7 protein-coding genes (2 of these 7 only partly in view) are annotated in these 12,500 nt (G+C 39.4%); 5 read left to right on the forward strand and 2 right to left on the reverse strand.

Features of this window, described 5'->3' with window-relative positions; translation table 11 throughout:
- Positions 1-2,895, reverse strand: partial view of a DUF3320 domain-containing protein gene (locus tag CIT02_RS07680; protein ID WP_292611242.1) — the 5' portion only. Its footprint begins 2,283 nt before the window's first position; the window shows 2,895 of its 5,178 coding nt (coding positions 1-2,895); the start codon lies at positions 2,893-2,895; its stop codon lies beyond the left edge, outside the window.
- Positions 2,896-3,014: 119 nt separating this feature from the next.
- A complete protein-coding gene (locus CIT02_RS07685) occupies positions 3,015-4,763 on the reverse strand; it encodes a helicase C-terminal domain-containing protein (protein ID WP_292611244.1) in 1,749 nt (582 codons plus the stop codon).
- Positions 4,764-5,193: 430 nt separating this feature from the next.
- Between CIT02_RS07685 and CIT02_RS07690 the strand changes: the two genes are divergently transcribed.
- From CIT02_RS07690 to CIT02_RS07710, 5 genes are all read left to right on the forward strand, one after another.
- Positions 5,194-9,438: an Ig-like domain-containing protein gene (locus CIT02_RS07690; RefSeq protein WP_292611246.1), complete on the forward strand. Its 4,245-nt coding sequence runs from the start codon at positions 5,194-5,196 to the stop codon at positions 9,436-9,438.
- 65 nt (positions 9,439-9,503) lie between these two features.
- On the forward strand, positions 9,504-10,439 hold the full coding sequence (locus tag CIT02_RS07695) for a hypothetical protein (protein ID WP_292611249.1): 936 nt from the start codon (positions 9,504-9,506) through the stop codon (positions 10,437-10,439).
- 127 nt (positions 10,440-10,566) lie between these two features.
- The gene (locus CIT02_RS07700) at positions 10,567-11,439 is read left to right on the forward strand and encodes a hypothetical protein (RefSeq protein ID WP_292611250.1); all 873 of its coding nucleotides are present in this window, start codon (positions 10,567-10,569) and stop codon (positions 11,437-11,439) included.
- 149 nt (positions 11,440-11,588) lie between these two features.
- The gene (gene cobI, locus CIT02_RS07705; protein WP_292611252.1) at positions 11,589-12,311 is read left to right on the forward strand and encodes a precorrin-2 C(20)-methyltransferase; all 723 of its coding nucleotides are present in this window, start codon (positions 11,589-11,591) and stop codon (positions 12,309-12,311) included.
- Between the two features lie 120 nt (positions 12,312-12,431).
- Positions 12,432-12,500: the beginning of a DUF447 domain-containing protein gene (locus tag CIT02_RS07710; protein WP_292611254.1), read on the forward strand. The gene runs 564 nt beyond the window's last position; the window shows 69 of its 633 coding nt (coding positions 1-69); its start codon is at positions 12,432-12,434; the stop codon falls past the right edge of the window.

Genomic DNA, 12,500 nt, shown 5'->3' on the forward strand with positions numbered 1-12,500 from the left:
GGGGCGGTTCTGGTGTAGTTCCTGGGCAATGCGGAACCGGTTAAGGTTAATGATCTTACGGTCCAGTTCCCGGAATTCCTCGATCTTCTTCTCATGAACCTCCCCCACAAACCGGGAAAGGGAAGGCTCTTCTAAAAATAGACTGCGCAGTAGGGAATCGGCAAAGTTACCTTCCAGACAGGGCACGATATTTTCGGCTGCAATTTCATCCTTATCCACCAGTTCCACCAGGTTTTTCCCCACAGTTTCCAGGCACTCGGCCCGTGATGAATTGAAACGGGACCAGTTCTGCAATCCAGACAGTCCCACTTTTAATAGGAGGATCTGGGATGAAAGGTAATCAATAGGGCTTTTAACCAGGGAATCTCCCAGAACGGCGTCGGGCTCAAAGTGAAGGAAACCATCTAACTGTTCAATGTACTGCATGATCTGGTCGTAATCCTGGTGCATTTCGGTGGTTATCTTTCTAATTTCGTGTTGTTCTGCTGAATCAAGAATAATAAGTATTTTTTCGGTGATCCTGCCTTCTTCCAGGGCTTTCCTGAACTTGAGGATCCACTCCGATATGTTCTTCAGATTATCTGCTTCACTGTCTTCTGATTTCCAGTGGGAACCAAAGAGGGAACGGGCCAGTTCATCCTCAGCCCTTATCTGGGAACGGAGCTCCTGGCACCGGATCAGTTCTTCCAGGTCCTGGAGGATGGTAGCCTCATTTTCAGGGGTCCTTCCCACATAAAGCTTCCTGATCTTCTTTTTAGTCTTTTTAAAATCTCCACTAAGGAATTTCAACAGTTTAGGCTTTTGTTCCTGGAAATTCAGGAGTAATGAGGGGATATTCTCATCTAGTACTCCTTTTTTGAATCTTCCCATGCCCTTTATCCTGGTTTTATATTCTTCCAGGGTTTTTATGAGATTGTAAACCTGTAATTTATCGTAATCCCACTGGGTGTTCATGATTAACTCTCTTTCCAGGGAGGGGAACGAGGAAATTATCTCCACTGCCGCTATCAGGTGTTCCATTTCCTCCAGGGTCACGGGTATGCTGACTCCCGATATTTTTGAAAGAGTTTCTGCCTTCAAATTCAGTTCATTCAGTGTTTTGACAGTTTTTTCCAGTAAAATCTCGATTTCTTCCTCTTCAGCAGGGAGTATGGGGTCGGGCCGGGTAGATCTCCAGGGGTTGTCCAATACGGGTTTCACCAATTTGTAGAGTTCGCCCATTTCCTTGAACTTGTTTATGGTGCGCTGCCATTCCCTTAAAGTACAGCTCCCTCCATCCTCCACGGTGAAACGCGGCATCTTGGTTTCATTTTTTTCGAAATGGTGCAGGGATCTTTCTTTAACTCCAAACAGCTGATAGGGTGTCCATTTTATCTCGGCATAGGGTGAATGGAGCAGGGTTACATATTCGTTTAGTTCTGATTTTAATTCTTCAATGGTGCTTAGATCGTCATCCATGGCTAGATCGATAGGTTTAGGGTTTCGTAAAACACTTTCTAGCTTTTCAAGAACATCTTTTTTCTGGGATTTCTTACTATGAAGCTCTAAACAGAATTCTCCCAGTCCAACACTATCCAGACGGCCCTTAACCACTTCCAGCGCAGCCATCTTTTCACTGACAAAGAGTACGGTGTTGCCCCGGGCCAGTAACTCGGCAATAAGATTCACTATGGTCTGGGATTTACCGGTACCGGGTGGTCCTTCCACGACCAGGTCACGGCCCTGCTTCACATCCTCTATAACTGCAATCTGGGATGAATCTGCATCCATAACATGATAAACATCTTCCGAGGATAATTTAACATCCACCTGGTCTTCTTTAAAGCCCTGACTCAGTTCTTCCTCTGTAGGATCAAAAATAGCTTTTATAAGGGGGTTTTCTTCCAGGGGCAAGTCTTCGGGCCAGCTTTCAGGGTCAAGATCCTTGTACATCACGAATTTGGTGAAACTGAAGAAACCAAGGAAAACACTATCCCTAACTTCCCAATCCTTTTCATGAGAAACAGATTCCCGGACCTGGTCCAAGTATTCATCAATGCCCTCTGGTGTACGGGGCATTTCAAAATCAGGTATTTCCACCCCATAATCCAATAATTTAGCCTGCAGGGAGATATTGGAGATTATGTCCTCACCAGTCCAGCGGAGTTTAAAGGAACCCTTCACCCGTTTACGTTCCAGTTCCACGGGAATCAGAATCAACGGTGCCGTATATTCCCCATGGGTCCCGTTGTTATCCTGCCATTTCAAAAATCCCAGGGCCAGGTAGAGTATGTTGTAACCCTGCTCCTCCATCATTGATCTGGCACGCTGGTTAATGTAAAACAAACGGCGCTGGAGTTCTGCAGGCGTAAGATCAGTGGATAAAAAGATTTCCTTATTTTTCTCCAAAGTTTCCTGGTCTAAAGAGGGAGCTTCCCATAACAACGATTCTTCAGGACCTTCTTCTCCAGAAATAGTATTAAATTCTGATAAATCAGACTCATCAGGTGCAGTTAAAGCTGCATCATTTAATTCAGGATCTTCTAAAGAAGTAGTGATGGTTGAGTTTTCATCAACAGTTTTTTCAACATGTTGACCAGTTTCACTAACTGATTCTGGAGTGCGTGGTTGGCTCTCTTCAGGTGATGAATCCTTATTATCTTGGCCTAAATAGTTGTCTCCGGGAGTAGAACCAGTTCCTTCCATTTCTGAGCGGGGGATAAACTGTAACAGTTTTCTTTTACTCTTTTTGAGGATTAAACGGTCGTAAATCTCGGCTAAGTCTGCTTCCTTCACTTCCACGGTCATGCTGCGTGGTCGGAAGTTTAAAAGCTGGTTACGCATGGTAAGGTCCAGCAGGTTCTGCCTTAGAACATCGATCTGTCTGTATATGTCCACCTTGGAAAGTTCGGACATTTCATTTACCTCTCATAACTGGGATTGTCCCGGGAACTAACAATGATTATCAATATGATCAATACTGGTTTATTTATACTCTATATTAAAACTATCCCCCTTTTTTTTCATCAAGAGGGTTATTCTCTCTGTATGGCATCCTTGAAGAAGCTGGGCACCAGTTTTCGGTAGAGTTTGTTCCGGAGTAACATACGGAAGTTCCCGTCTAAGATGTAGGTCTCACAATAATCATCTTCCGCCCGCATACCCCGGCCATAGGCCTGTAGGAGGGTCATTATGGTTTTATAAGCATACCAGGAGGGGTCCTGCTGTTTCCGCTGATTTATCTGGGGATCCCCCAGGTAAGGGAAGGGTATCTTGTAGATGATCTGGAACTGGCACTTTTCATAGGGCAGGTCCACTCCTTCACTCATTGATGGGCTCACCAGAACCCGGGGTTCTTTACTATATTCGAACCGGTCCAGGACATGTTCCCTGTTTTTAGGGTTATGGCCCATTAACCGCGGATTTTTCAGGTTCTTAATGATATACTGCTGACACTTATAATTATGGGTGTGAATAAGCCCTTTTTCGTATTTATGGTGTTCAATGATCTTCTCTAGCACGGGAAGTGTTTTAGGGGCGGTACGTTTGATCAGGCGGTGGGACATATTTCCCACCAGTTTAAGGTGCACCGGCCGGGATGAAGGGGGGAAAATACTCTTAATTTCCAGGTGATAAGTTTCTTCCGGGTCTATGCCTAACCACTGGCAGAATAAGTCCTGGTCCAGGATGGTGGCACTCATAAACAGCCGGATATCGGCGTGGTTAAAGAGCCGGTCATTGGCGTAGGTGTCCACCCGCAGTGGCTTAAATGAAACCCCACCTGGGCTGGTGTCCACCACCCAGTTGTCCGGATGGTTTTCCAGGTTTCTTGAAAGCTCGCTGAGGTTCATCTTCATCCGATTAACCCGGTCGGCCTGGTTTTTTGGTATCTGTTTCAGGTCGATGTCCTGGTAATCCTCGTAGAGTGATTCCACAAAGAGAATCCATTCATCCGGTTCCTGGTGTTTCATCATGCTGGGGGGTATGACTTTTTTAACCTCACGCTCCAACCTCCGGTTGTACAGGTTAACCTCCAGGCGCTGCATGAGCTTGTTTTCCAGGTTGTGGGCTTCATCCAGAACCATGAAATCTCTTTTACCAAAGTGTTTCACGTAGTTCAGTTCCAGAAGGGCGTAATCATAGTTCATCAGTGTTATGCTGCTTTCCACGGCCGTGGCCTTTTGGTCCCAGTAACGGCACCTCTGGTTAGAACGGAAGTAAATGGGCGATCCGAAGGCATCCTGGAAGGCGTGCAGTTCCCCGTCAAAGGGTGATTTACTTATACCGTAGTCACAGGCAAATTTCTGTGTGCTGGGTATGGTCTGGCAGGTTCCCTGGTCACAGCCAAACTCCAGACTCTCATTCTGGCACAGGAAGTTCCCACGGCCTTTTACCATGGGGTAACCGAATTCTGCGGCGTACTGTGACTGGAGCTGCTTGGTCATGGTTAGTATGTAAGCCGGATGGTACAGTCGGGCCAGGGTGGTGGCCACCACTGATTTACCAGTTCCAGTACCGGCCTCCAGGATTATATTAGAATAGCCATCGTCTATGGCCTCCCTGATTTCGGATATTATCTCTAACTGCCCTTCTCGGGGTGAAGCGAAGGGGAACTTTTCAATGATATCCTCGTCAATATGGGGGAACGCCCTTTTCATGGCGTTAATTCTTGATGTTGATATTTTGGGTGTTTTAACCTGGGTACTGTCTCCAGTACTTCCAGAATTACATATACAGCGGTCTTTTATCATTCCGCACTTGTCACAGAAAAAGCCGTTATCCATAGGGAATTATATTTTGGATAATGGTATAAATAGGTAAAGTTTGACAGCGCGTGAGTAGTATTCTATTAAAAACAGTCTTGATTATTAATTTTTAAGTTGTTTATTTAAATATAATCATGGTTATGCATTTAAAAGGCTTTTATAGAAATGTTATAGGGTAATAACTTTTATTGGGGATGGTTATAATCCAATTTATATAATAAGGATATTCAAGTTTTTATTACTATATAAATGTTTATAGAAATTCTTTAAAAGTCGTTTAATAACTTGAAGGGGTTGCAAGAGTCTATTTTTGGGTTTTTTAAATAAAGTAATACTATTCTTATTATTTTTAGTAATATTTATATAGGTTTAGTAATAATTTTTTATATATAATTATTATTAGAAGTTAGTAATTATATTCGGCAGGGGATCAATTGGGGATTGTTTGATGAAAAGAAGGATTTTTTTATCAGTAGTATTTGTATTTCTTGTATTGGCGTTCTGTGGCTCAGTTTCTGGCGCAAATAATAACATTCAGCAAATTAGTCTCTCTTATAATGGTAGTTTATCAGATGGGAATAGTTTAAGCCCTGCAATTAGTGCTGATGGCCGTTACGTTGTATTTTCATCACAGGGAACTAATCTGGTGAACAAAGATGATAATAATTGCAGTGATGTTTTCATTCATGATACTATATTGAATTTCACGGAAAGGGTTAGTATTTCTAATCAAGGTTTACAAGCAAATGGAGGCAGTTTTAGTCCTGCGGTTAGTGGGGATGGGCGTTATATAACTTTCACTTCTTACGCGTCGAATTTAGTTGCAGATGACACCAATGATTGTGCGGATATTTTCATTCGGGACCGGTTTTTGGAAACAACTAATCGTATCAGTATTTCAAATAGTGGCGAAGAAAGCAATGCCGATAGTTTTGGTTCTGAAATAAGTGCTACCGGGGATTACATTGCATTTTGCTCCTATGCCAGTAACTTGGTAGATAACGACAAAAATGAATATTCAGATGTTTTTGTTTATGATCGAACACAAAAAAGGATAAAAAGAATTAGTATTTCAAATACGGGTGAAGAATCAAATTCTGATAGTTTATATCTAGATATTAGTGGGGATGGGCGTTACATTACATTCACTTCTGATGCCAACAACTTGGATTTCAACGATAAAAACAATTGTCGTGATGTTTTCATTTTTGATCAGAGTTTGAATTTAATCAAAAGAATTGTGGGATATAATTTTACTGAAGCTAATTCCGCCAGTATGGAATCAGCCATTAGTTTTGATGGTCGTTACATAGTATTTTCTTCCTATGCTGATAATTTAGTTCCTGAAGATAATAATATGGTTTGTGATATCTTTGTATTTGATCAAATTTTAAATGAAATAGCGAGAGTGAGTGTAACCAGTGATGGAGAAGAATTTTCACAAAATTCAGGTGAACCTGATATTAGTGGGGATGGGCGCTATGTGGGTTTCACCATAATTCAGCACATCGTTCGAAAAGCTACCAATAAGGAGGGTAATTCAAAATCGGTCATCCCTGTGGATAAGGGAATATTTCTCTATGATCGGGGTTTAGGAACAACCAGACTCATTAGTATTTCAAATAATGGAGATTTTGAAGATTCTAACAGCAGAGAACCAGGTCTAAGTTACAATGGCACTTATGTTGTTTTCAGCTCAGATTCATCTAATCTTGTGGGTAATGACACAAATAACTGGAAGGATATATTCATTTATGAAAAATCTAACTATGAGGGTTTAATCGTATTTTTGCACCCTCAAATTGTCAAATCTGGAGATCAGGTTTTAATTAAAGCCTACGATGATCCCGGAACTCTAACCATAACTGTAGAGCTGTTTGGAGAAATCAAAAACTTAGTAAAGAATAAATATGGGGTTTGGGAAATTTATTTCCCTGTTTATCACGTACCAGACGGGAATTATACGGTCATTTGGCGATCTGTGGGTGCTAACGGGGATTATGAAACCATTAGTCTTAACTTAACGGTTGATAATACCCCACCAACAGTCACTGGTAATATAACTCCAGAAACGGTTCAGTATGGTGATTCATTAATTATCAGTGCGTCCTCGAACTCAGATACGAGGAGGATAAAAGTCAATATTTTGGGTGAAACACTTCAAATGCATCAGGATTATGATATGGGGAGGGGTACATGGATATTACATTATTTTGTCCCTGATTTTCCTGATGGGAATTATCCAGTTATATTAACTGCAATAGATAAAGCAGGAAATATTGGATTTTTAAAACTAAATTTAACTATAAATAATGATTTATACATTCTTCATGCTTCATTAACTCCCGAAATAGTAAAAACATTTGACCAGATCAACATAACTGCAAATTCCAATTATAATACGGTTGTCATTTCAGCTTTAATATTGGATGAAGTCTATCATTTAACTAAAACCGGTGATACTTGGAATTTACAATATTGTGTACCATATGCCCCAAATGGACATTATAGTGTCTTATTAACGGCAGAGAATGCTTTTGGAAGTCAAAAATATTGTTATCTTTATTTTGAAATTTTCAACCAGTTGGATAATATCTGCCCTATTCTTAATGCAAGTATCACTCCAAATTGCTGTTACCTTATTAATGGCATATTCAAAGAAAAACCCTTGATTGTTATAAACGTCTCAAGTGATACAGATACAATTAGTGTGAATGCTTCAATTGAAGGGGATAATATTGACTTAATTAGACAATTAGATGGTTCATGGTTAGGATATTATGAGGCGTGGCTCCAAGAGGGTGTTTATCCTTTGTTCCTGACTGCAACTGACTGGTCGGGAAATCAGGGCTACACTACTTTAAATCTAGTAATTGAGAACTTAGTCCCCATTATTAATGTAACCGTTGAGCCTAAAAGGCTGAAAGGTGATGAATTTTTCACGTTAACTGTTTCTACCAACCCCGACGCTGGGCTGGTTTATGTATACACTACCATGGATTGGGATTACACGGATTTAATTAAACAAACCGATGGATCCTGGATATTACGACGTGTTACTCCTTCCTGGTTTCAGGATCATGAGTATTCGATCTTGGTTATAGTTCAGTTTGGTATGGGCTGGGCCGACCAGAATACTCCCTCATTGATAGAAGTGAATTATGAGGCCTCAGTAATTGTAGATTCTTGTGCACCGTTCATTTTTGGTTTCGTAGTTCCTGAAGATATAAAATCGGGAGACCCACTTAGAATCGTTGCCCAAGTTTATCCTTCAAAATATTTAACCGATGACACTTGTGCAGTGACGGCCCAGGTTTTTGATGAAGTGTTTAATTTAACCAAGGTTTATGGGGATGAAAATGGAAGTATTTGGGAGTACTATTATATCGTTCCCCCGGTTATTGATGGAGTGTATCCTGTTTTTTTAACAGCTTTTGATGATTTAGGGAACAATAGGACTCAAATGGTTCAATTCACCGTCGACAATACACCTCCTCCTATAATTACTAGAGTCAACACTCAAATCTTAAAATCAGGTGACACAATTGTGGTTTACATAGATGATCATCCTGATATCAAGAACATATCCGCCGAAATTATTGGTGAAAACTTTCGTGCTCCTCAAGAACTTGATGAACACTGGGGTTATCTTTTCCGGGGATGGATTCTTGATTATAATGTCCCACCACTTCCTGATGGAATTTATAATATTCTGTTAACTGCTGTAGATTTTGTAGGGAATAAACAAGTCTTATACATTGCTTTCACTGTGGACAACACTCCTCCAGTAGTGAATGGGATGTTATATCCTACTGTTTTCAAATTTTTCGATTTTAGAGAATTGAGGATATTAACAGTTACTGCAGTATCCTCTCCGGACACGAATGCTGTTTATGCCGCAATTGATGGAATTCAACGGTCGTTAATCTATTCTAATGGACAATGGGTGTTGGAGCATAGAGTTCCCCATATTTTGAATATTGGATCCCATTTGGTGACTGTGGTTGCCATTGATTATGCGGGAAATCAGGGTATTCTATATCTTTATTTCAATGTAGTGGGATTTAGTACTATAAATTTATATTATGGAGAATCAGGGCAGGTTTTATCCGGATCAAATGGAAATTATAATGCATCTGACAATTCTGTTGTTCCTGGCGGGAATAATGGTGGGTCTGGTGGGGGAGGTGGTGCAGAAGGGGGATTTTCAGGAGGGAATGGTCAATCTAGTTCAGGGCCTTCCATTAATTTAATGGATGTGCTTTTAATCATCCTTATAGTTTGTTTGATTCTCATATTGGTATTTTTATTTGCAACACAAATCGTTTATTTATTTTGGTTAATTATTTGGTTAATTATGGACATGATAGCCGTAATTTCTTGGTTAGTCGAGTGTATGGCTTGTTTCATGGGAAGTTTTTTTTCCGCCCTACTTTTTGTGAATCCTTTTGCATTGATATTGAATGTTTTAGCTTTGGTTTTTAACCCCAGTCCAGCAAATATTTTAGATCTCGCTTTAACCTGGACTGGAGCATATTTATTCTTTATGGGAGCTTCAGAACTTTCTGTGCTCCTTGAAATACTTTCTGATGTTACCTTTCCACTGGTGGTTACCGAAGTACTCGATGGTGTTAGTGGATGGGCACACGATCGAAAGAATGAAATAATACATTTTATTAAAAAAATAAATTAACTTAATATGATATGAGTGATACTATGATAATTCCTCCGGAAATTATGGAATGGCAAAGAGAGGATATGATCGACGAAATCCTGGCTGATTATGAAGTAGAGGGAATTGAAGATATAATTCACGAGTTAGATCTCGTGAAAAGCAATGGTTCTTATGAAAAGATGGCCAATAATTTTGGTATTGTGAATAAACGACGCAATTATATTATGGGCTGTTTTTTACCTTCTTTTGTCCGAAAAGAGAATTCACTAATTAAAATGGCACGTGAAAATATGAAAAATCCCATTATTCCCAGACCATTCGGTGATACGTTTTGTTATGGGGAGTTCTGTTTGTTATATTTGTATCTAGAAGTTATTTACTCGATGTATTCAGAGCGGAAGTTGAATTATGGGGATTTACGGAATATTTATTTGAGTGGTTTAGATTCTCGTCTGGTTTTTGCCCTGGAAAACTTTGAGAGTGTTTTACAGACACCGGAACCCACACCTGATTTTTTTCAAAGACTTAGAAAAATGCATTTTGTGGATAAACAGTCCGAAAAACTTTTTATAAAAATTAGCATGCTTAAAAGAGCCACACTACACAATGTATTGGGGTATTTCTTTTTTTCCAGCTTCCAATTATCTGAAATGATTTTACTTTCTGTACTTGCAGGATGTAGTGCTGCAGGAGATAATAGGGATAAAGTCAACGCATACGACGGTGTAAGGGCAAATTTAGCCTATCTCAAACTTGTAAGGACTGATATTACCCACTATAAGGCCCCTGGTATTCCGGAAACTGAAGTATACGATGATCTAAATGGCGAAAATGGGTTTGCGGGTCTGGAAAAAGATAAAGGTTATCTACTTTGTGAACATTGCCTGGGAGTTTACCACCTTGAACTTGGTGAATCTCCTGAAGATTTTGAAACCTGTCAGTGTGGAGGGAAACTAATATATTATAAGAACTTTTTCGAGTTGGAAAATGAGCTACTCCGCCAAAAAATAGATATATAAATTATTGTGGGCCGATTGTGTCATGATTCCCAATTAATCGTCAGCATCAGATTGATTGATTAAAAAAAATTATTATCAGAAGATCAGGGATTAAGGGGGTTAAAATATTTTTAGTAGGGTATATGAATTGCAGTTTCGTAAAGCTTTGGATCGTATTGAAAATGAAGATGTTGATGGTTTGGATGAAATTGTGTATTTAATGAAAATAATAAGGGATTCTGGGATATACAATGAATTAAAAAGAGCGTTTAAAATAAATCTACATCTTTACAACTTAGAAGGCCTTTGTTCCGGAGAAATTTCACAGAGTAAAGTTTATTCTCAGGCTAAAGAGACTTTAGGTGTATTATTCCCAGAATCTGGATGTATAATTCGTTTTTATTATGTGCAAAAAATGTACACCTTAATCGAACTAAGATATTATATGACGGTTCAGCGGGAGTTAGATAAGGAAGATTTGAGGATTATCTATTCAAGTGGACTTGATAAAAGTCTTATTCAAGGCCTTAATGAGTTTGATAATGGATTAGAATATCCTGAACCTACTTTAGAATTCTTTCAGAAGTTAAAAATGGTTAAATGGGAGAATGATGATACTAAAAAATTTGCTAACAATTTGAGACTATTGAAGAATGAATTTGCATACCCTGGTTTTAGTTTCGTTAAATATTTTCGTCTATCCGCCATTGAAGATACTTTTATAAATTTTATCGGGTGTTGTTCTGCAGTTAATCAGGAACGGTACTACCTGAGTAAAAAAGATATTATAACTGGTTACAAAACTTCATTAAAGCTCTTAAATACTGACATTGCTCATTATATTGTCCAAAACACGCGAAATGAACCTAACCGCGGATACCTTGTCTGTGATAGCTGTAATGGTTATTATAAACTTCAAATAGAGGAATCACCCGATGATTTCACTTCAGAGTGTGAATGCGGGGGTAAATTAAAATATAAAGAAAAATTAACATCTGCAGAAATCCAAACAATTAATTAAACATATAATTGGCTTTTGATTTATGGTAACTGCAGCTAATTGTTTTTTACTCATTAAATATTTTTTCATGAATTTAAGTTCTCGATATACCTATTAACTATAATTATAAATACAAACTATTATTCTAATTACTAATTCGGTGTTACGTCATGAATAACAGTAAAGGTAAACTCATTGGTATTGGTGTGGGTCCGGGAAACCCTGATTTACTCACAGTTAAGGCAGTGAAAACACTGGAAAGTGTTCCAGTTATTTGTTCACCCAAGTCATCGAAAAATAAACCAAGTGTGGCTCTTTCCATAGTCCAGGGAATATTAAATGGTCGGGATAATGAATATAAGGTTATCGAACCTCTTTTCCCAATGATTGAGGATAAAAAAGCCCTTAAAAGTTATTGGAATGGTGCTGCACAGTTAATCGCCAAGGAATTGGATGAAGGCCGGAATGTTTCCTTTATAACTTTGGGAGACCCATCAATTTACAGCACGTTCTCCTATGTGGCCAGCATAATCGGGGAACAGGGTTATTCTGTGGAGATGATACCGGGCATAACCTCGTTTACCGGCTGCGCTGCCAGTGCAGGTATCACCCTGGGTGAAAAGGATGAAATAATCCTGGTGGTTCCCAAGGTGGACGAGCGGCTGGGAGAACTTTTGGAGCACGCTGACACTGCGGTGGTCATGAAGACCTCCCGTCATTCTTTGATGTTGGAAGAACTCATTGATAGGGATCCCCGGGAAAAGAAGGTCCTTTCTGTTCAAAACTGTGGTATGGAAGATGAGGAGATCTTCGAGGGATTTGCTAAAAATGGGAAGTACCTGTCCACAACCATAGTCAAGTTCAGTGACTCTAACGTCCCTGAAAACCGGTGAATTTTTTTATTTTTTTCAATTTTTCCTATATTTAGAGGGTTTTTCTAAAATCAAAGTACATCCTCTTATGGAAGGGGATTAAAATATAAATAGCACGGAAAATTATTGGTGGTGGCATAAATGACGTTAAATTTATATTCATTGAACATGGAGAAGGGAATCCACTACGAAGGCATTGTAACTACGGTT

This window comes from Methanobacterium sp. BAmetb5, assembly GCF_003491305.1.
Taxonomy (GTDB): Archaea; Methanobacteriota; Methanobacteria; order Methanobacteriales; family Methanobacteriaceae; genus Methanobacterium.